This is a genomic window from Bacillus sp. FJAT-26390, assembly GCF_001682865.1.
Taxonomy (GTDB): Bacteria; Bacillota; Bacilli; order Paenibacillales; family Paenibacillaceae; genus Pristimantibacillus.
This window is the reverse complement of the sequence record NZ_MAQX01000033.1, coordinates 461,337-483,479: the sequence shown is the minus strand read 5'-3', so window position 1 is coordinate 483,479 and position 22,143 is coordinate 461,337. Positions and strand designations below refer to the sequence as shown.

Sequence of the window (22,143 nt, the reverse complement as noted above, 5' to 3'; positions counted from 1 at the left end):
ATTTAAGTGCTTACAAAAACAGATTTACCTAAAATAGGGAGGGAATACATTGGACAAGGGCAAACAAAATTACAGCGACATCGCCCGATCTGAACTATTCGTCAAGCTGATGGCTAAGAAAAAAAGATTTATTTTGCCAATCACCGTCTTTTTTCTCGCATTTTATTTTACCCTTCCCATCTTAACGTCTTATTTTGAAGTGCTGAATAAGCCTGCAATTGGCTCGATTTCTTGGGCATGGGTGTTTGCGTTTGCCCAGTTTATTATGACTTGGGTCTTATGCTCTCTCTATAGCAGGAAGTCAGTTGAGTTTGACAAAATATGCGACCAAATCAAGAGTGAAGTCCACCAAGACGGAAAGGCGGCTGACCTATGAATACGGCATTCCTGTTGTTTCTAGTCATCGTGCTTGGTACGCTCGTTATCACCTATTTCGCATCCAAAAAAACAAAAACAGCAAGCGAGTTTTATACGGCTGGAGGCGGTTTGACCGGCTGGCAAAATGGACTGGCGATTGCCGGAGACTACATGTCCGCCGCATCCTTTCTAGGCATTGCCGGGATGGTCGCGCTGTTCGGATTTGACGGTTTTTTCTATAGCATCGGGTTTCTCGTTGCTTATTTGGTCGTTCTGTATCTCGTAGCCGAGCCGCTGCGGAATTTGGGCAAATATACGATGGCAGACATGATTGCGGAGCGGTTCAATAACAAGAAGATTCGCGGGGTGGCGGCATTAAATTCGATTGTCATTTCCATCTTCTATATGATTGCTCAGTTGGTTGGCGCAGGCGCGCTTATTAAGCTTTTGATTCCGGGTCTTAGCTATACCGCGGCCGTGCTTATCGTTGGCGTGCTCATGACGATCTATGTCGTCTTTGGCGGCATGACGGCAACCAGCTGGGTGCAGATTATTAAATGCGTGCTTCTCGTAGGCGGTACGTTTATTATTTCCATGATCGTTTTTGCCAAATTCGATTTTAATATCGGCCATATGTTCAATGAGATGCGCACCTCGACGCCGCTCAAGGAAGCTTTCTTGAACCCGGGCAATAAACTCAAAAATAGCTTGGATACGATTTCGCTCAATATCGCGCTTGTTCTGGGAACTGCGGGATTGCCCCATATTTTAATTCGTTTTTTCACGGTAAAAGACGCGCCAACGGCAAGGAAATCCGTTGTCGTTGCGACTTGGATTATCGGCTTGTTCTACGTGATGACGCTGTTTCTCGGGTTTGGCGCGGCGGCATTCGTAGGCGAGGCTGCTATTGTGGAGGTGAATGCCGCGGGCAACATGGCTGCTCCGCTGCTAGCCAAAGCATTAGGCGGCGAGTTCCTGTTTGCGTTTATTTCAGCGGTTGCTTTCGCCACCATTCTGGCTGTCGTTGCCGGCCTCGTTCTCTCGGCGGCATCCGCGTTTGCACATGACTTCTACAGCCATATTATTAAAAAAGGAAATGTGAAGGAGAAGGATCAAGTCCGCATGGCAAGATTAGCTTCCATCGGCGTTGCGATCCTTTCTATCCTTTTAGCTTTGACTGCACAGAAGATGAATGTGGCGTTCCTTGTGGCATTGGCGTTTGCAGTAGCTGCGAGCGCGAACCTGCCGGTACTGATATTCACCGTCTTCTGGAGAAGATTTAATACGGCTGGTGCGATTACGGGCATGTTGACCGGATTGTTTAGCGCCATTATTTTGGTGGCGATCAGCCCGAATGTATGGAATCCTGTAGCTGGTAAAGCGATTTTAGTCGGCGATCCGCTAATCGATCTGACGAATCCAGGCATTATCTCGATTCCGCTCGGTTTTCTGGGCGCGATCATTGGAACGTTAGTGTCCGCCAAGCGGGAGGATGCTAAGTATGATGAGATTTTAGTGAAAGCGAATACGGGCATTCGAGAGCTGTCTTAACCGAACGGGTCAAACAAAATAGCGGCGCTTCTCTCCTGATGGGTAGAAGCGCCGCTGTTTTGTTTGACCAACCTCTTATTCGTTAACCTCGACATCAAGATGATGTTTCTTGAAGGCTTCAACCATGGCAAGCTTGGCCTCTTCCTCGTCTGGGCCATGAATTTCCAGCTTGTATTTTTGATTGAGATACAAGGTGAAGCTTAGGCCTAGAATGCTTTTGACATCAATGAATTTCTTTTCGCTGACGCAGAGCACGATGCTGGATTTATAGCCGGCCGCAATTTGATTAATATAGACGATTGCACGAATGCCAGAGCTCATAGGATAACCTCCGTTCATACTTTATAATCTGCGGATCATCTATACTCACGCGGTATTCTTCGCGCAACGCCGGTCTTAATGGCAGCTTGAATGACGAGGTCGCGGATCGCCTTTACGACATTTTGGTTAAAGACGCTCGGTATAATATAGTGGCGGCTTCTTTCTTCATCCGTTATCGCGGAGGCAATCGCCTCAGCGGCAGCAAGCTTCATCTCCTCGTTGATCGTAGTCGCTCTGCAATCCAAAGCGCCGCGGAAGATGCCGGGGAAACAAAGCACATTATTAATCTGGTTCGGGTAATCGGAGCGGCCGGTGGCAATGACTGCGACGATATCCTCGACCTGGTCAGGCCTAATCTCCGGCGTTGGATTTGCCATTGCAAATACGATAGGATTGTCCGCCATCGACATTACGTCCTCCCGGCTAAGCAGTCCGCCCGAGGAAAGGCCTATGAAGACGTCAGCTCCGTAAATCACATCTTGCAAAGAGCCTTGCACCCGATTAGGGTTTGTATGCTCTGCGTACCATTGCCACATTTTGTTGTCGTAGTCGGTTCCCGACACGATAGCACCCTGACGATCAACCCCAATAATGTCTTTGACACCTGCCGATAATAAAATTTTGCTGCAGGCAATTCCTGCTGCGCCGATTCCGCATACGACGACCTTAATCTCATGGATGGATTTATTCACGATTTTTAAGGCGTTGATAAGAGCGGCGTAGAGCACGACTGCCGTGCCATGCTGATCATCGTGGAAGACAGGGATGTCCAATTCTTCGCGCAGCCTATGCTCGATCTCAAAGCATCTAGGCGATGAGATGTCTTCGAGGTTAATGCCGCCGAAGCCTGGAGCGATAGCTTTAATAATCGCGATAATTTGCTCGGTATTCTGTGTATCTAAGCAGATAGGGAAGGAATCGACGTCTGCCAGCTGCTTGAACAGCATCGATTTGCCCTCCATTACCGGCATAGCGGCATAGGGACCTATATTGCCAAGCCCCAAGACGGCGCTGCCATCCGATATGACGGCAACGGTGTTTCTTTTGATCGTCAGCGTAAACGCTTTTCTAGGCTCGTCATGAATGGCCATGCACACGCGCGCTACATCTGGCGTGTACACCCGAGATAAATCGTCACGGTTCTGAATCGGCGTCTTCAGCTTGGTTTCGATCTTGCCGCCAAGATGGAGCAGAAATGTTCGATCGGAGAGATTGACCAGCCGCACTCCGCTCATATCTTTAATACGGTCTGTAATAATATCGATGTCGACCGTGTCGGTTACGGCTATCGTAATATCACGGACGGAGACCGTTTGGCTGGTCTGAATGACGTCGATGGCCACGATATCTCCGCCGGCTTCGAATATGGACGATGCGACTTGACCGAAATGCACCTCACTCGTGTTCATTTCGAGTCTTACGATAATGCTTTTCCCTCCGTGCCTGTTGTGATCCATGGCAGCCTCCATCTGAGCGATTATTTATTGAAGAGGGCTGCTAGCCCTCTTCGTTGAGCACAACTTCTTTCCCTTTTTTCTTGAGGAAGATAGGAATCAGAATCCAAAGCGCCGCAATGATTAGAAAGACGAGCGAAAGCGGCTTCTGCACAAAAATCATAAAATCGCCATTTGAAGTCGTCAGCGCTCTGCGCATATTGTTCTCAATCATCGGTCCTAGCACGAGGCCAAGGACAAGCGGAGCAAGCGGGTAATCATTCCGAGCAAGTAGGAAGCCTGCGACGCCGCAGCCAAGGAGCAGCATCAGATCGAAGATCTGAGCCTGAACGGCATATACGCCAAAGATTGAAATCGCGATAATGATCGGAATCAAATATTTTGCGGGCGTTTGAATGATTTTGGCAAACACCTTCACAAGCGGCATGTTCAGAATCAGCAGAAGCAGGTTTCCGACCAGCATGCTGGCAATCAGTCCCCATACGACTTGAGGATGCTCTTCGAATAACAAAGGGCCCGGCTGAATGTTGTACATAATTAAAGCACCCATAAGGATCGCAGTTGTGCCTGAGCCCGGGATACCTAGCGTAAGCAAAGGGATCATGGCTCCGCCCGAAGCTGCGTTGTTCGCCGATTCTGGAGCAGCGACGCCAGCGATATTGCCTTTGCCGAAGGACTCTGGGTTTTTGCTTAGCTTCTTCTCCATAATGTAGCTGAAGAATGAAGCCAAGGTGGCGCCTGCACCAGGCAGAATGCCAATGAAGAAGCCTAATGCTGAGCCGCGGGCGATTGGTCCGGCGCTTTCCTTTAAATCTTGTTTGGTTGGAAGCACCCGCCCAATCTTAGCGATCGTGCCTGAGGCGTAATCATTTTCCAGAATGGTCTTGAACACCTCGCCGAGAGCAAACAAGCCTACCGCAATCGTGAGAAATTCAAGCCCCGAGTAAAGCAGCGGCATGCCAAACGTAAACCGTGCGACTCCAGATACGGTGTCCATGCCAATCGTTGCGAGCAGCAAGCCAAGCACTGTCATAATCAACGCTTTCGTAATCGATTTGCCGGCGAGGCCGCTGACCGCGCATAGGCCAAGCAGCATTAAGGAGAAATAGTCGGCAGGGCCGAACTTAATTGCAACGTTAGATAGCGGCTCAGCCAGCACGATCAGTGCGATGACGGCAAATACACCCGCCACAAAGGAACCGATAGCGGCAATCGATAAGGCAGAGCCGGCTCTGCCCTGCTTCGCCATCTGATAGCCGTCCAAAGTGGTGACGACGGACGATGATTCGCCTGGCGTATTGAGCAGGATTGAGGTCGTAGACCCGCCATACATCGCACCGTAGTAAACGCCTGCGAGAAGGATAATCGAGCTGGTCGCCGCCGCTTCGGGCGCCAGTCCGCCGGTGAGTGACGCGGTAACCGGAATAAGCAGGGCAACGCCGCTCATCGGACCAATTCCGGGAAGGACGCCGACGGCCGTTCCAATTAAGACGCCTACGAGCGCGAACAACAGGTTATGCCACTGAAAGGCGGTAGCAAAGCCATTCCCTAGTAATTGTAATGTTTCCATTCATCCACCTCCGAATTCACGATAGCCATGATGGAAAGCCCGGCATGGAGCCCTCCAAGACGACGACAAAGATGACATAGATGCCTACGGAAAATAATCCGGAGATCAAGATCGATTTGAGCCATTTCCCTCGTTCAAGCACTTGAAAGCTAATTAACAGGAAGAGGAACGTCCCAATAATATAGCCGATGGATTCTAAGAAAAAGGCATATAGGAATGCAGCAGCAAAAATAATTAAAAATCGTTTGTAGTCGAGCTTCGCTTCTCTTTTGCCAGGGCCTTTGGCCTTCAATACTTCGTAGAATAACCGCAGGCTTAGAATGACCAGCAGCCCCCCAAGCGCAAAGGGAAATATATTGGGGCCTACCGTGCTTCCGTAGGCGGCTGCGCTAATTTCTGTGCTTTTCCACATAAAACCGATTCCAAGGAGCAGAAAGATTATGCTTACATAACGATCGAAAACTTTGTTCAATGTCGTGCACCTCCTAGGATGAAGTAAAGGAAAGAGAGGAAGAATTTCCTTCCTCCCTTATTTAGTCGATTACTTTTGCATGCCGAGAGCAGTCAGCAGCTCTTGAACATCCCCTTCTTGCTCATCCAGGAACGTTTTGAAATCGGCGGCATTTTTGTATTCGCTCGCCCAATCATTCGCCGTCAGTTCCTTCTGCCATGTTTCATTCTCGGAAAGCGCTTTTAGCTTTTCATCCCAAAATGCAGCCTGCTCCTTCGTCATATCTTTTGGCCCAAATACGCCGCGCCAGATTGTGAATTCCGCGTCGAGCCCCAGCTCCTTTAGTGTAGGAATATCTTTAAAGTCGCCGCCCAACCGCTCACTGGAAGTAACCGCAAGGATTTTGATTTTACCGGCTTTCAAATAGCTGCCGAGCGAGGAAATATCGGTGCCGATCGCATCGGCGTTGTTGCCGAGCAATGCGGCAATGGCCTCGCCGCCGCCGTCATAGGACAGGTATTTTACCGTTTTAGGATCAACGCCTGATTTAAAGGCTGGCAGCACGCTGATCAAATGGTCCATGGAGCCCGGGGCAGAGCCGCCCGCAAGCGTAACCTTTGTTGGATCTGCCTTGATATCGGCAATTAGCGCCCCGAGATCCTTGTATTTGGAGCTGGCGTTAACCGCGATGGCGCCAAAATCTTTGGTGATTTGCGCTAAAGGGGTAACATCCTTGTATCCATAAGGGCTGTTTCCTTCTTTTTTGAGATTGTTGATGAGAAGGGGAGGCGAGCTAACGAACAGCTTGTAAGGGTCATCGCTGTCCTTAGCTACGTATTCTCCGAGAAATACGGTGCCGCCTCCGCCGGGCTTGTTCTCTACGGTCATCGTCTGTTCGATCAGCTTGGTCTCGCCAAGCACCTTGGCTAAAGACCTTGCTGTCTTGTCCCAACCGCCGCCGGCTCCGGAAGGGGCGGTTATTATAAAAGGTTTTTTCGGGTAATCAGCGGAGCTTGCGCCCCCGCCAGTTGATGAGCAGGCTGTAAGGCTGACCGCAACGAGCGCGGCAGCGAGTATCGTTTTCAAATGCGTAGATTTCAAGTTCATTCCTATTCCTCCTTTGGAGTCAAACAGGTACGCCCGATGGATCATGAAAGCGCTTACCTGAGCTATGCATTCATATTAGCATCGCGTATTTCGCTTGAACAGAATAACGATATAAGCTCTAAAACAATTATTTTGTTAATTTTGTTCATATAAATTACGGGCAGATGGGACACTAAGGTCTATATTCCATCAGGCTTGTAGCTTACAATAAAGACAGTGCCGCATCGCTTAGAGAAATGTCTTTGCAAGGAGGAAAATGTATGCGATTACAAACGAGGCTGATTTTGCTGATTGGCAGCTTATTATTCATCATTATTATCGCATTGACCTTCAGCTTCGAGAGGATGCTCGTCAATAACTTGGAGAAGAGCGTAGGCTCCTCGGCCTTGAAAATAGCAAAGACGGTAGCGTTAATGGATGTCATAGGGGATGCGTTTGATGATGCGAACCCGTCAGCGACCATTCAACCGATCGTGGAGAAAATACGGATGGAGACGGATGCTGAATACATCGTCATTGGGAACCGGGAAGGCATCCGTTATGCGCATCCTATACCGGATCGAATCGGAAAGGAAATGGTCGGAGGGGACAACGGCCCAGTGCTGCAAGGCGAATCGATTATTTCCAAGGCGGTCGGATCAATGGGACCCTCATTGCGGGGGAAGACGCCGATCTATGACGATCACAACCAGATCATAGGAATCGTATCGGTGGGAATTCTAGTCAAGGATATAGAAGCTTCGGCACAAGCGTACCGGAATGAAATGATCTTATTTGCCGCCATTGCGCTAATGGTAGGCTGCGGCGGGGCGATTGCGATAGCCAATAGCGTGAAACGGTCCATTCATGGGCTGGAGCCAAAGGAGATCGGCATGCTGTATCAGGAGAAGCGTGCTATTCTGGAGACCATTCACGAGGGCATTATTGCCGTAAATACGGAAGGCACCGTTACGCTTGTCAATCACACGGCACTAATGCTCATCGATCCAAATGAAACGATGGAAATGACCGGGCGCCATGTCCAGGAAGTCATTCCGGGATCTCGGCTGCTGGAGGTCATCAAATCCGGCGAGGCGGAGCGAGACCAGGAAATGGTCATCAATGAAAGCCTTGTCGTAGTGAATCGTCTGCCGATTTACAATCATCAACAGCAGGTCGTTGGGGCGGTGTCCAGCTTCCGCAATAAATCCGAGCTGCTTCGCTTAACGGAGGAGCTGACGCAAGTGAAGCGATATACCGAGGCGCTTCGTGCACAGTCGCATGAGTACTCCAATAAGCTCTATACGATCTATGGGCTCATCCAGCTGGAATCGTATCAGGAGGCTATGGACCTTATTACGCATGAAACGGATGTGCATCAGAACTTGATTCACTTCCTGCTTCACGAAATTCCAGATCCGATCATAGGCGGAATTCTTATCGGCAAATTCAATCGCGCGAACGAGCTGAAGGTCAATCTTGAAATTGATCGGAGAAGTACGTTCAAAGCGATTCCTAGTGCCATTAGCCGCAATCAGCTGGTTACAGTTATCGGCAATCTCATTGATAACGCGTTTGATTCCGTGCTTGAGTCCAGCGCTCCAGTTAAACAGATTACGGTGTTACTAAGTGATACCGGCCTTGATCTAGCCATCGAGATTTCGGACAACGGACTCGGCATATCGGAAGAGAACGCAGGCCGCCTCTTCGAGATGGGATTCTCTACAAAGAAGCAGGCGAATCGTGGATTTGGCTTATCGAACGTGCAGCAATCGGTGCAGCAGCTAGGAGGCTCGATCAGCTTCCGCAACCGCCCAGAGGGAGGCGTCACGTTTGCTGTTGTGATTCCAAAGATAAGGGGAGATAGCTATGATACGAGTGCTCATCATTGAGGATGATCTTCGCATTGCGCAAATTAACTGCCGTTTCGTAGAAAAGATCGAGGGTTTCGAGGTGGTTGGCATTGCTACGGACAAACAGCAGGCGAATGACCATCTAGACATTTTGGAGCCGGATCTCGTGCTGCTGGATCTCTATTTTCCTGATATGAACGGGCTTGAGCTGCTGCAGCATATCCAACGGAAAAATCCGTTAACCGACGTCATTATCATTACGGCAGCGAAGGAATTTGATACGGTGCGTGAAGCCATTCGCGGGGGCGTGTACGATTTCATGATTAAGCCGGTCGTCTTTGAGAGGTTCCAAGAGAAGCTGAAGACCTACCAGAGATACCATCAGCAGATGCAACTGCTCGGAGGGGCAAACAAACAGGTGGATCAAGAAGGGATTGATCAGCTGCTGTGGGGCTCGAATGACAGAGGCGACAAGGAGACGTATCTTCCTAAAGGGATTGATAAAATAACGAGCGAGAAGATTCTTGCTATTATTCAAAATTGCCCGGAGGTGCTGACGGCGGAGGAGCTTGGCAAGAGAGCCGGTTTTAGCCGTACGACCGCGAGGCGTTACTTGGAGTATTTTGTCGGCAAGGGGGAAATGGTCGCCGATATTTCCTATGGAACGGTAGGAAGGCCGGAGCGGGTGTATCAGAGAACGCAGCAGCCTTGATAGCCCGAGGCGGAGAGCCGAAGAGCAGGCAAATCAAAAGCAGCCAACATCCGCAGGGACGAAGGCTGCTTTTGATTTGGATTAATGAAACGGAATGCTGATCTTGGACTGCTGTCCATTCGCTGTTGATGCATCTACTCGAAGGGTCGAGCCGCCATTGCCAATGGCGTTCCATACTTTAATCGTAATTTTGCCGTTTGCCATGTTGGCGAATGAGCCGGATGCCGTCTTGATTCCATTCGTTTGCGTATAAATCTCCCAGTCGGTCACGGGATTGGTCGCAAAATAGTTATAAGTCTCGGTGCGCAGCGAGGTTCCGTTGCCGTTGAAGTCATAAATGACCTGCACTTGCACGCCGCTGCCTACTGCAGTGCCAGCATCTACAAACAAATCGAATGCGGTCGACTTGGAAGAGTCGTAGGTTCCGTTGATGCCGCTGATCGTGTAAGTCCGCTCATTAGCCGGCGTGCCATCATGATTCGTGCCGCCTGCGCCCGTAATGGCGTCACTTGACGTACCTGTGCCAGCGGTAAAGCTTAGAGCAGCGCCCGAGCGGACATATAGCACGTTGGATGAAATGCCTCCAGAGCCGGTCGTGACGGTGAAAGCAGCAGCATTGCTGGCCGTGCCGTTAACGGTAACCGTGACGTTAGCTGCGCCTGAGGCAAGTCCAGCAGGAACAGTCGCGGTAATGGAAGTCGCGGACCAAGCCGTTGTCGCCGCTGTTGCTGAGCCGAATTTTACAGTAGAAGCTCCTTTTGTTGCGCCAAAGTTAGTGCCTGTGATCGTCACGCTCGAGCCAGCCGCTCCTGCCGCTGGGCTAAGGCTGCCAATGCTAGGCGATACGACTCCGCCACCGCCGCCTGTTAATGCATTGCCCGTAAACGGATTGAAGCGGGCAATCGCAATGATAAGCCAGCCGGTGCTGGAAACGCAGTTTTGCTGGCTCATTTTCCAGTAGCTGTTGTTGGAGCCTTTAAGCGAGTATGGCAAGCCGCCAAGAAGCGTGCCGCTTGTTCCTTGCTTCTTGATCATCTCGTCTAGAATGGAATCCGCTTTGGCCGTATTGCCGTTCATAAAATGTGCCGTTGACATGAAGGCGGACCCTTCGAGCCAAATATCTGCGCATTTCTGTCCGTTTGGCGCTCCCGTCTGGGTTGTTGCCGCCGCGCAGTCATATTGCCAGTCGAAATCGTAAGCCGTCATCAGGTTGCCTGCATCGTCATAAGTCAGCGTCTGCACGTATTTTGGACTTGAAGTCGTGCCTGTTCCGTTTGCGTTGTCTACGTAGGCAAGGGATTGCTTATAATCCCGAGTGCCCGACAAGCCCAGTGCGAGCACGCCCCAAGGGTTGACGTCCATTGGAACAGACGGATCGAGCAGGTTCGTATCGTTTTTCCAGCCGCCGTTCCAGCGCTTGAGCGTGTCATTCCATACCACGTTATCTAGGAACGTTTTCACGCCTGTCGCTGCATTATTGTAAGTAGTCGTACGGTCCGGGAAAATGTTCGCGTAATACTTCAGCAAATTGTATACGTCCTGGTTATGCTCCGTTGAAGTCCATACTTCGTTTGTCACCGCACCTGGCACATCCCATGTCGTCGTGCCTCCGGAGATGCCGCCGTTTGCCTTCTGGAAAGAGACGATCCAATCGAGCGACTTCTTCACATTAGGCTGGTAGGTGGTGGAGCCGTACTTTTTCTCATACGCCATATAGGCCATTGCCATCCAAGCGACCGGCCCTACATGCTTCCGGATTTCCTCGCCTGCGCCGTTCCACCAATACGAATTAATCCAGGAGCCGTCCGGATCTTGGAACTGAGCCATCTTGTTCAAAACTTTCTCTGCGCGCACGCGGTCATTTTTCAGCATGAATGCAATGGCCGCAACGGCTTGGTCGTAAGTATAAACGATTTGAACGCGGTCGTTCGCATTCCACCAATCATCGAAGCTGTCTACCATTCCGTCAACGCTAAAACCTGCGGTTAAATCCTGCTGCGCCTTCAGCCAAGCGTATGCCCGGTCGGAAGCAAGCGCGTAATCCGCTGCAGCCTCCGCACGGCCGGCCGGAAGCAAAGTAATCTGTACAACCATAATGAAAGCTAATAAAACGAGCGCATAGCTTTTTTTGAATGAAGTTAACATGTTTATAGTCACTCCTTAAATGAATGGTTGTGAATCGTGAAGAAGATAGCCGGATACGGAGCCTATCATTATCCTCGCTCGATCATGCCGCTTTAAATATAAATCCCCTCCTCTTCGCTTGAAGTATGTATTACAACAGAAGGGTTTGTCCCTCTTTTGTAAGCGCATTCAAGTATACGTTAAATCGTTGCGCCTCTTCGCCGTCCGCCTTATATTTGTTAATTTCATCCAAAGTATAGCAATCGAAAGCGCTTTCGTAAACGTCAGAAAATCAACTTTATCATGTTGAAAATATACACATCGGCAAATACAAATAGCGCAAAGGACGCGCATCCGGTCCTTGACGCTTCTAATTAAGCGGGAGGGCTAAAGGGCAGCAGCACCGCTTCGTTCACGCTTTCTTTCTCCGTCGTTCAGTCTTAGCCGATCTGGGACATCCACCATGCAATTTTCTGGTTTTGGCATGGAAAATCCGCATACCGTCGTACTGGAAACCGAGAACGATCTGACGGTGCGGCTAGAGCTGAATTTGACGAAGCAATAAACGATATCCGATAGAAGGCGGCTGATCTACCGTTATCAGCCGTCTTTTTGGCGTATTGGCTAAATAACTGCCTATCTCCCCTTGTTTTAATGATGCAATTTTGGGACAATAATAAGCAGATTGTTTGTTTCGGCTGGTTAGGCAGAGCAGCATTGCATATTGAAGTTTTGAAAAGAGGGTAAGACATGAATAAAGCATCCATTTATGGATTAACGTTTGATCAACTGACGGAATGGTTGATCATGCATGGATATACGAAATTCAGGGCATCTCAGGTATGGGATTGGCTGTACCGGAAGCGGGTAACGGCCTTTGCGGATATGATCGATGTGAAGGAAGAGTGCATTCAATTGCTGTCCGAGCATTTTGTCATTCAGACGCTTAGCGAGCATACTAGGCAGCAATCAGCGGACGGAACCAATAAGTTTTTGTTCAAGCTGAGTGATGGCAATTTGATTGAGACGGTATTGATGAGACATAAATTTGGTTTGTCGGTTTGCGTTACCACCCAGGTTGGCTGCAACATTGGCTGCAGCTTCTGCGCGAGCGGCTTGCTTGCCAAGAGCCGCGACTTAAGCGGCGGCGAAATTGTCGAGCAGATTATGAAGGTGCAGATTCACCTGGACCAAGCGCAGCAGGGTGAGCAGGTCAGCCACGTTGTCGTCATGGGCATCGGCGAGCCGTTCGATAATTTCGAGAACCTGTCCGACTTTATCAGCATTATCAAGAGCCAGAAGGGTCTTGCTATCGCAGCTAGACACATTACGGTATCGACCAGCGGCCTTGCCAAAAAAATCGAAGAGTTCGCGGACTCCGACTTGCAGGTTAACCTTGCGGTTTCCCTTCATGCGCCGAACAATGAGCTGAGAACGCGAATTATGAAAATCAACCGGGCGATCCCCATCGAGAAATTAATGGAATCGATCGATTATTATTTGGAGAAGACCAATCGGAGAATTACGCTCGAATATATTTTGCTCAAGGATGTTAACGATCAGCGGGAGCATGCTTTGGAGCTTGCAGAGCTGATTGGCGATCGGCGCAGTCTGGCTAACGTGAACCTTATTCCGTACAATCCGGTGGATGAGCATAGCCAATATCAAAGAACCGACCGCGAAACGGTACGGGCTTTCTATGATACGCTGAAGAAGCAAGGCGTCAGCTGCAGCGTGCGTCTAGAGCACGGTACGGATATTGATGCGGCTTGCGGACAGCTGAGAAGCAAGCAGATCAAAAAATCCAAGGAGCTTCAAATCGGCTAAACTCGGTAAGCTTTAGTCTACAAAGAGTCTGTTCCAAAGCCATATCATGGTTTCTTTTGTCCGCCTTTGAAGTGCGGATCATAAGAAAGCTAAGCCTCCAACTCCACTTTCAAGGTGTGGTTGGAGGCTTTTTTAATTGATTGAGACCTTCTTATTCAGAATTACTGTTTTGTGTCAGATAATGAGAGGACTGTAGTTCCGTTATATTTGCGTTTTGACCATTTTGTCGTAATAGGCGGACAGTAGATCCGTTATTTCCATTTAAACGAGGTCAATATTGGGTTTTCTGAGTGATTAGCGGAACCTGAGTCCGCTAATGCCACAAATATCGCTGAATTAGAAAAATAAAGGATCCTCTGTCCGCTGAAAATCTCCTTTACTCCACCGACCTCATGCCCTAGCGAGTTTAGTCCTTTTGAACAGCCCCTTTTTTGCGTTAACGTGATAGCCTTCTGCTTCCATACATTATCTGATAAGATGGATTTGCTGAAAGTTACATTTATTGTTAAGAAGGGTGTTTGAAGATGAAGAAGATTTCGCTGGATATGCTTATGATTATGTTAGGGGCATTTGTTTTTGCATTATCAATCAATTTATTTGTTATTCCGAACGAGCTTGGCGAAGGCGGCGTTACCGGGATAACGATTATTTTATATTATGTGTTCGGGTGGGCGCCGTGGCTAATGAGCTTGATCTTCAACTCGTTCCTGCTCATCGTGGGCTATCGCTTCTTGGATAAGAGAGCCGTCATCTATACGATTGCGGCAGTCGCGTTCCATTCCCTGTTTCTTCATTTAACGGCGGATTGGAACGTCGCATCGGATGAAAGAATGGTTAACGCTATTTTTGGCGGATTATTTGGCGGAATTGGGATCGGCCTTATTATAAGAGTTGGCGGGACGACCGCAGGCACAACGATTTTGGCAAGAATCGCGAACAAGTTTTTGGACTGGAACATTAGCTATGCGCTGCTGTTTTTTGATTTGATCGTCGCATTCTCTTCCTATTTCATTATAGGGGCGGAGGCGCTTATGCTCACGATCGTCATGCTTTATATCGGAACGAAGACGATGGATTTCATCATTGAAGGCGTTAATCCGAAAAAAGCGGTCACGATCATTTCCGAGGAGCAGGCCAAAATTGCCGAGCAAGTAACGGTGGTGATGGATCGAGGGGTTACGGTCATTTATGGGCGCGGGCATTATACGCAAAAACCGAAGGAAATTCTCTACATTGTCATTGGCAAGCAAGAGCTGAGCCAGCTGAAAAAAATCGTCAAAGCCGTCGATAAAAATGCTTTTATTACGATTCACGACGTGCGGGACGTATTTGGCGAAGGCTTTATCGATATTTCGAAATAGCATAATTGGTATATTGCAGCTAAGGCTCCTTGATCATTCCGTGATCTGGGGGCCTTTTTTTGACGTGAAAATGACTGGAATTTCCGATTTTGTCTATTGCTTTGGATAAATCGTTACGTCTCAGGCATGAAATCGCAACGAAATCTCTTGTTTTGCTCATATCGGCGGCATGCCGTTTTCGTTAATCTGTGGAAGAGATGCATCTCACCATATTATTTACGGAGGTTACGAAATGAAGAGACTGTTAACTTCTGCTTTAATCTTTACGATGATTGGCACGTCGCTCATCGCTTGTTCTTCGCAAGGGGATAAGGCAGGCGGCAGCACGAATGAGGGCACTACTAATAATACAGAGACAAGCACGGAAGCAACCGTATATCCGATTAAGACCGATAAGAAGCTTTCCTACTGGGGAGAAATTAACGGGAACCTGATTGGGGTAAAGCCGACGCATGATGAAATCCCTTTTTTCCAGGATTGGCAAAAGAAAACCGGCGTATCGCTCGAGTTTACGGCGCCGCCTACCGGTCAAACGAAAGAAGCGCTTAACGTTATGCTGGCCTCCGGCGATTTGCCGGACATGATTGAGTACAACTATTTGGGCGACTTTCCAGGGGGGCCTGAGAAAGCCATCAAAGACGGCTATATTTTGAAGCTGAATGATCTGATAGACAAGCATGCGCCTAACCTCAAGAAGTTTTTACAGGACAATCCCGACATCGATAAGATGGTCAAAACCGACAGCGGCAGCTACTACGCGTTCCCGTTCATTAGAGGCGACGAGTATTTGCGCGTATTCCAAGGTCCGATCATTCGTAAGGATTGGCTTGATGAGCTAGGCCTGCCAGTGCCGGAAACGATTGAGGACTGGACGAAAACGCTGACGGCGTTTAAGGAGAAGAAGGGGGCAGCGGCGCCTTTCGCAGTCGTGAGCAAGCCGCGTTTCTTTAACGAATCCGGCAACGGTGCCTTTATTGGCGCATTCGGCGTAACGCGCGGCTTCTATTTGGAGGACGGAACGGTCAAATTCGGCCCTGCCGAAAACGGCTTTAAAGAGTATTTGAGCTTGTTCCGCCAGTGGTACGGTGACGGCTTGCTGGACAAGAACATCGCTACGGCGGACACCAAATCATTGGATGGCAATATGGCTTCAGGAGCAACAGGCGCATCGGTCGGCAATGCCGGCGGCGGTATCGGCAAGTGGCAGCCGCTCGTAGAGGGCAGCGATCCGAAAGCCGTATTGGTCGCAGCGCCATACCCGGTCTTGAACAAAGGGGAAACGCCAAAGTTCGGGCAAAAGCATAAGGCTTATGCATCAGAGGGTACGGTTGCTATTTCTGCAACGGCAAAAGATCCGGTTCTCGCCGTGAAAATGCTGGATTACGGCTACAGCGAGGAAGGCAGAATGTTCTTCAACTTCGGTACGGAGGGCGTCAGCTACAACCTAGAGGACGGATATCCGAAGTATACGGACCTGCTTATGAAGAACCCGGACAAGCTGGCACCGGCACAAGCGATTTCGCTATACGCCCGCGGCAGCTACAACGGGCCGTTCATTCAGGACAAGCGGTACGCCGAGCAATTCTTTGCCCTGCAAACGCAGCGTGACGCGGTGGGCATTTGGCAGAAGACGGATGCGGACAAATACAGCTTGCCGCCGATTACGCCAACGCCGGAAGAGAGCTCGGAATACGCAACGATCATGAATGATATCAACACGCTCGTTGATGAAATGACGTTGAAAATCATTTTAGGCTCGGAGCCGGTTGGCCAGTACGCAAGTTACGTTGAAAAAATGAAATCGCTCAAGCTGGACCGCGCGATTGAAATCCAACAAGCCGCTTTGGATCGCTACAACAAACGGTAAGGGATAAGAGCTCTGGAGAGAGGGCCTGCCTATCAAGCCCTCTCTCTCAATTTGGATTGAGGTGAGAACCATATGGCAAATACGCAAAAAACAGCAAACCGATACGTGCGCGATTTCATGTTGAATAAGTATCTCTATCTTATGATGCTTCCCGTTATCGCGTATTATCTTATTTTCCACTATGCGCCTATGTACGGGGCATTGATTGCCTTTAAGGAATACTCCCCGATGAAAGGCATTTTGGGGAGCGATTGGGTAGGGCTCAAACATTTCTCCGATTTTTTTCAAAGCTATTATTTTTGGCGGATTCTAAAAAACACGATCGTCATCAGCCTCTATTCCTTGATCTTTGAATTTCCCGCACCGATTATATTGGCTCTGCTAATAAATGAGGTTCGCAGCAAATCGTTCAAGCGCGTAGCGCAGACGATTACGTATATGCCGTATTTTATTTCGCTCGTTGTCATTTGCGGAATTATTACCGACTTTACGAATGCTGACGGCGTTATCAATAGATTGCTTATGCTCTTTGGCTACGATGGCCAAGCGATGCTTCAGAAGCCGGAGCTATTCCGTCCGATCTACATTTTATCTGAGATTTGGCAGCGTATCGGCTGGGAATCCATCATCTATATCGCGGCGTTAATGAGCATCGATGTGGAGCAGTATGAGGCTGCGCGAATGGATGGGGCCAGTCGAATCAAGCAGATGTTCTATATTACGCTGCCGGGCATTATGCCCACGATTGCCATCATGCTTATTCTTCGTATGGGCAATCTGCTCAATGTCGGCTTTGAGAAAATCATATTGCTGTACAATCCGATCACATACGAGACGGCTGACGTCATTTCGTCCTTCGTATACCGCAAGGGGCTCCTCGAATTTGGCTGGAGCTACAGCTCGGCAGTAGGCTTGTTTAATTCCGTGATCAATCTGGTACTGCTGATTACCGCGAATTATATCAGCCGCAAGGTTAACAAAAGCAGCTTATGGTGAGGTGAAGCATATGAAACAGAAATCGAGTGTATTCGATAAAATCTTTGACGGCGGCATTTATGCGGTTCTCATCTTTCTCGTTGTCGTCACGTTGTATCCGTTGCTCTACGTGCTCTTCGCATCCTTTAGCGACGCGGGCCAGCTCATTGTCCATAAAGGAGTTCTATGGAAGCCGCTGGGCTTTAGCCTCGAGGCGTACAAGAGCGTTATCGCGAACCCGGGCATTATGATCGGCTACCGCAACACGCTGTTTATCGTAATTGCCGGCTTGTCCGTCAACTTGGTCATGACTGCGCTGGGCGCCTATGTGCTGTCCCGCAGAAACGTGCTGCTTAACAACGGTTTTATGGTGTTTATCATTTTCACGATGTTTTTCCACGGGGGACTTATTCCTTTGTACCTCGTTGTAAAAGGAGTAGGGCTGCTCGATTCGTTATGGTCGACGATCATTCCTTTCTCGATCAGCACATTCAACCTAATCATAATGCGTACCGCCTTTATGGGCATACCGGAGAGCTTGGAGGAGTCGGCGAAGATCGACGGCGCGAATCATTTTACGATCTTGTTCCGCATTATCATTCCGCTCTCCATGCCGGTTATCGCCGTTATGATCCTTTATTACGCGGTTGATAAATGGAATGGCTGGTTCTATGCGTCGGTGTTTATTAAGAGCAGGGATCTTTACCCGCTGCAGTTGGTGCTCAGAGAGATTCTAATCGCCAATTCGACCGAAAGCATGTCTGCGGGAGCGAGCGCCGGAGATCGCCATCAAATCGGCGAGACGATCAAGTATGCGACGATTATGGTCGCGACCGTGCCGATCCTATGCGTCTATCCATTCGTACAGCGCTTCTTCGTGAAGGGCGTAATGGTAGGTTCTTTGAAAGGGTAATTCGATAACGGAGAGGAGTACGATGATGAACGTATTGCAAAAAAAGCTGGATGTTCCTTTGATCTGGGAGCAAATCCAGCGCAAGGTAGACCGGATGATTGTTCTCATAGGCGACAAATCGCCGCATGTGGCTAAAGAAGACGGCATTTACGACGATCAGCGCATCGACTGGTGGACCTCCGGCTTTTGGCCGGGCATGCTGTGGCTGCTGAATGATATGACGGGCAAGGCGCATTACAAGGACGCCGCATGGAGCTGGGATGAGCGGATGGAGCAGCGAATGCTGGAGCCGAACTATTTCGACCATGACGTAGGCTTTCAGTTTCTGCCGACTGCCGTTATGAAGCATATGCTGACGCAGGATGAGGACGCGGCTCGCCGTGGGTTGTTCGCGGCTAACTTTCTAGCGGGTCGATTTAACTTGGCAGGCAGGTTCATCCGGGCGTGGAACAGCGATAAACACGGGTGGTCGATCATCGATACGTCGATGAATTTATCGTTATTGTTCTGGGCGACCGAGCAGTCAGGCGATCCGCGCTTTGAACAGGTAGCGAGGGCGCATGCGGATACGGTGCTCAAGCATTTTATCCGCGAGGATGGGTCCGTCAATCATATCGTGAGCTTCGATCCAAGCACGGGCGAGAATATCGAGGTGTTGGGCGGTCAAGGCTACGCGCCGAATTCCGGCTGGAGCAGAGGGGCTGCTTGGGCTTTGTACGGCATGGCGAATACGTACCGGCATACGGGCGACCTTGCATACCTGCATGCCGCTCGGCGCGTCGCGCATTTCTTCATCGCTCATTTGCCGGAGGACCATGTGCCGCATTGGGATTTCCGGGCCGGAGCGAGCCTCGTTGACGAGCCGAGGGATACTTCCGCAGGCGCATGCGCGGCATCGGGTCTTCTTGAGCTTGCCGACAGCCTGCCGGATGCCGAGGGTCGAATTTACCGGGAAGCGGCTGAACGCATTCTGTTATCCCTATACGAGAATTACGGAACGTGGGAGAACGAGGAGCATGAGGCGATTCTTCTTCATGGCACAGGCCATAAACCCGCTGGGCAAAATGTAGATGTGTCTCTGATTTATGGCGATTATTTCTTCGTTGAAGCGATTGCGAAGCTGGCAGGCTGGAAGCATCGCATTTTCTAACCACACTATCCCCACCCGAATGGGCACCGTCCATTCGGGCTATTTTCGTTGCCCCAACACGCAAATACGGTGCAAAATCGCTTTTTTGTCAATCGTTTTGAACTTTTTGAACATTCCTCCCCTTGCCATGATGGTTATAATAAGGATACGGTGAAGACAATTCCCTATTCGTTCAAAACATAATCAGATATGAGGGGATCCGTTTGAAGTTCAACTCTTTGTGGCAAAAACGAAAAAGCATTATTTTCACATGGCTTCTCTCCTACAGCGCCGTCTTATTTGTTCCTATGATCATCAGTTTGATTGTCTACTCGCAATCCGGCGAAGCGCTGAAGAGCGAAATTCATCGTGCCAACGACTCCATGCTCCGGCAGGTTCGATATACGATTGATACGCAAATCGATTTAATGAAGCGTCTAACGATGGAAATTACGTGGAATGCGAAGCTGCAGGATTTGATGTATTCAAGCAAAACGCCAGGCGATGCCCAGTTCACCGCCTATCAATTAGTAAAGGAATTCCGCATGTATCAGACCTCCTATGCTTCCATTGATGAGTTTTACGTAACATGGGATCAAGAGGAGGCGGTGCTTCGTTCAGGCAACGTGCGAGATGTGGAAACCGCTTTCAAGACGATGCATGATACGGGAACGATGAATTATGAGCAGTGGACGGACACGATTCACCATACGCCGCATAACCGGTTTTTGCTGCTTCCGCATGTGGATTCGGCCAAGCCGCAGACGGGAATCGCTTATCTGACGCATTTGCCCAAGGATTTAAACGGCAAGGAAACAGGCACGGTCGTGGTCATGGCTGACATGGTTAGGTTCCAAAAGGCGATTGAGAGCATATCCGGATTTAGCGGCGGGCAGGTGCTTATCCTCAATGAGGACAATCAGGTGCTGCTGTCCAATTTGCCGGTGTCGATCAATCAGGATCTCTTATTGAAACGGCTGAGAGAGGGCAATCAGGTCATGTACACGCCGACGCGGGATGGCGATTCGGAGCTGTTCTACGTCCAATCCTCCGTATCCGAGTTAAAGTACGTGCTCGTTATTCCAAGCAGCATTTATTGGGAGAAGGCGGAGTATGTGCGGAGATTCACCTATATCAGCATCTTAATCAGCCTGGTGGGAGCGGGCGTGCTGACTTGGTTTTTCATGCGCCGCAACTATTCGCCCATTCAGCAGCTAGTGCAGTCGCTCACCGACAAGAACAGCTACGAGGAGCAGACCGATTGGAATGAGCTGAGCTTTATCCAAAGAGCGATACTAAATACGAGAAGCGAAAAGGAAAAAATCGTGCTGCAATTCCAGATTCATCAGAATGTGCTGCGCTCAAATATGCTCAATCGATTGTTAAAAGGGAAGCTGGAAACCGTCATCCCTTATGAAGAGGCGTTTAAATCATTCAATATGCAGCTGCTGTCGGATGATTTTGCCGTTATTTTATTTGTGGTGGAAAACGATGAGAGCCTTTCCTCCAAGCTGCCGGGCATCGACAATAACGAGAGGCGCAAGCTTCTGCAATTTATTATTACGAATGTGGTTGAGGAGCTGGTGAGCCATTACCACCATGCCGGCTATGTCGCCGAGGTCGATGATATGATGGTATGTTTGGTCAATTTTGGCGGGGCAGGCTCCGCTCATTTGAAGGAGGAGCTGCATGCGATAGCGACGGAAGCGCAGCGGTTTCTGCTCCGCTACCAGATGGACCTAACCGTCTCCATCGGAGGCATTCACGCTTCGCTGCCGGGCATTGCGGAGGCTTATCGCGAGGCGGTTGACGCGATGGCGTACAAGATGGTGCTCGGCAAGCAGGAAATTATTACGTATGACGAGATTCGCAGAGATTCGGCGGACAATCTTGCGTTTGGCTACTATTATCCGCTGCAGGTCGAGCAGCAGATTATCAATTTCATCAAGATAGGCGACTATGGGCAGGCGTCCAAGTTTATGGACGATGTAACCGACCGCAACTTTAATAAGCCGATTATGTCGCTGACGCTTGCTAGATGCCTGATCTTTAATTTGGTTGGAACGATGGTCAAGGCGATTAATGAGCTTGGCGACGGCGAAAGCAGCATTTTGGGGGACAACCCTCTATGGATGGACAAAATTATCGCATGCGATACGATACTGGAGATGAAGCAGGAGCTGCAAATGCTGCTGAAGGAGGTTTGCGCCTTCGCCGCGGCGAAGCTGGAGAACAACGTCTCGCAAGAGCGCGCCGAGTCGCTTCGCGACCTCGTATTGAAGGTCACTAGACATATCGAGGAGCAGTACCGGGATTCGAATCTGAACGTGAATACGATCGGGGAGCATTTTGACCTGAAGGGCAGTTATTTATCGAAGCTGTTCAAGAACCAAACGGGAGAAGGGCTGCTGGATTGCATCAATAAGTACCGCATTGAGCAGGCCAAGCAAATGATGAAATCGAAGCAGGACTCCGTCTCCGACATCGCAAGGCAGGTAGGCTACAATGAGGTCGCCACCTTCATCCGTGTGTTTAAAAAATATGAGGGGATTACCCCGGGCAAATTCAAAGAAATGAATTAATGGATCAAAG

General features: G+C 49.5%; 17 protein-coding genes. 11 read left to right on the top strand and 6 right to left on the bottom strand.

Going from position 1 to position 22,143, the window contains the following annotated elements; translation table 11 throughout:
- Positions 1-49 precede the first annotated feature (49 nt).
- Positions 50-376, top strand: coding sequence for a DUF485 domain-containing protein (locus A7975_RS26415; protein ID WP_065387106.1), 327 nt, complete (start codon positions 50-52; stop codon positions 374-376).
- Positions 373-1,908, top strand: a complete 1,536-nt coding sequence (locus A7975_RS26410; RefSeq protein WP_065387105.1) for a solute symporter family protein — start codon at positions 373-375, stop codon at positions 1,906-1,908. Before A7975_RS26415 ends, A7975_RS26410 begins: the two co-directional genes overlap by 4 nt.
- Positions 1,909-1,983: 75 nt before the next feature.
- Here the strand turns inward: A7975_RS26410 and A7975_RS26405 are convergent, their stop codons facing one another.
- The 5 genes from A7975_RS26405 to A7975_RS26385 form a co-directional block, all read right to left on the bottom strand.
- Positions 1,984-2,229, bottom strand: coding sequence for an HPr family phosphocarrier protein (locus tag A7975_RS26405; protein WP_053373514.1), 246 nt, complete (start codon positions 2,227-2,229; stop codon positions 1,984-1,986).
- A gap of 35 nt (positions 2,230-2,264) precedes the next feature.
- Entirely contained in the window at positions 2,265-3,686 is a 1,422-nt protein-coding gene (locus tag A7975_RS26400) for an NAD-dependent malic enzyme (protein ID WP_065387104.1), read from the bottom strand.
- A 40-nt stretch (positions 3,687-3,726) separates the two neighbouring features.
- Positions 3,727-5,253, bottom strand: coding sequence for a tripartite tricarboxylate transporter permease (locus A7975_RS26395; protein ID WP_053373516.1), 1,527 nt, complete (start codon positions 5,251-5,253; stop codon positions 3,727-3,729).
- Between the two features lie 16 nt (positions 5,254-5,269).
- The gene (locus tag A7975_RS26390; RefSeq protein WP_053373517.1) at positions 5,270-5,725 is read right to left on the bottom strand and encodes a tripartite tricarboxylate transporter TctB family protein; all 456 of its coding nucleotides are present in this window, start codon (positions 5,723-5,725) and stop codon (positions 5,270-5,272) included.
- A gap of 69 nt (positions 5,726-5,794) precedes the next feature.
- The gene (locus A7975_RS26385) at positions 5,795-6,811 is read right to left on the bottom strand and encodes a Bug family tripartite tricarboxylate transporter substrate binding protein (RefSeq protein WP_053373518.1); all 1,017 of its coding nucleotides are present in this window, start codon (positions 6,809-6,811) and stop codon (positions 5,795-5,797) included.
- A 260-nt stretch (positions 6,812-7,071) separates the two neighbouring features.
- On the opposite strand from A7975_RS26385, the gene A7975_RS26380 reads away from it, so the two are divergent.
- On the top strand, positions 7,072-8,682 hold the full coding sequence (locus A7975_RS26380) for an ATP-binding protein (RefSeq protein ID WP_065387103.1): 1,611 nt from the start codon (positions 7,072-7,074) through the stop codon (positions 8,680-8,682).
- Positions 8,660-9,355: a response regulator gene (locus A7975_RS26375; protein WP_065387102.1), complete on the top strand. Its 696-nt coding sequence runs from the start codon at positions 8,660-8,662 to the stop codon at positions 9,353-9,355. The genes A7975_RS26380 and A7975_RS26375 overlap by 23 nt, the downstream gene beginning before the upstream one ends.
- 81 nt (positions 9,356-9,436) lie before the next feature.
- Here the strand turns inward: A7975_RS26375 and A7975_RS26370 are convergent, their stop codons facing one another.
- Positions 9,437-11,500 (bottom strand): IPT/TIG domain-containing protein, encoded by a 2,064-nt coding sequence (locus A7975_RS26370; protein ID WP_065387101.1) that lies wholly within the window; start codon positions 11,498-11,500, stop codon positions 9,437-9,439.
- A gap of 729 nt (positions 11,501-12,229) precedes the next feature.
- Between A7975_RS26370 and rlmN the strand changes: the two genes are divergently transcribed.
- The 7 genes from rlmN (at position 12,230) to A7975_RS26335 (ending at position 22,133) form a co-directional block, all read left to right on the top strand.
- Complete coding sequence (gene rlmN / locus A7975_RS26365; RefSeq protein ID WP_053373522.1) at positions 12,230-13,306, top strand: dual-specificity RNA methyltransferase RlmN; 1,077 nt, start codon at positions 12,230-12,232, stop codon at positions 13,304-13,306.
- A 524-nt stretch (positions 13,307-13,830) separates the two neighbouring features.
- A complete protein-coding gene (locus A7975_RS26360) occupies positions 13,831-14,667 on the top strand; it encodes a YitT family protein (RefSeq protein ID WP_053373523.1) in 837 nt (278 codons plus the stop codon).
- 232 nt (positions 14,668-14,899) lie between these two features.
- Positions 14,900-16,534, top strand: a complete 1,635-nt coding sequence (locus tag A7975_RS26355; RefSeq protein ID WP_065387100.1) for an extracellular solute-binding protein — start codon at positions 14,900-14,902, stop codon at positions 16,532-16,534.
- Positions 16,535-16,606: 72 nt separating this feature from the next.
- Positions 16,607-17,530 carry an ABC transporter permease gene (locus tag A7975_RS26350; RefSeq protein ID WP_053373525.1) on the top strand — a complete coding sequence of 308 codons (924 nt, stop codon included), beginning with the start codon at positions 16,607-16,609 and terminating at the stop codon, positions 17,528-17,530.
- A 10-nt stretch (positions 17,531-17,540) separates the two neighbouring features.
- Entirely contained in the window at positions 17,541-18,422 is an 882-nt protein-coding gene (locus tag A7975_RS26345; RefSeq protein ID WP_053373526.1) for a carbohydrate ABC transporter permease, read from the top strand.
- A gap of 22 nt (positions 18,423-18,444) precedes the next feature.
- Entirely contained in the window at positions 18,445-19,572 is a 1,128-nt protein-coding gene (locus A7975_RS26340; RefSeq protein ID WP_065387099.1) for a glycoside hydrolase family 88 protein, read from the top strand.
- Between the two features lie 203 nt (positions 19,573-19,775).
- The gene (locus A7975_RS26335; protein ID WP_065387098.1) at positions 19,776-22,133 is read left to right on the top strand and encodes a helix-turn-helix domain-containing protein; all 2,358 of its coding nucleotides are present in this window, start codon (positions 19,776-19,778) and stop codon (positions 22,131-22,133) included.
- Positions 22,134-22,143 lie beyond the last annotated feature (10 nt).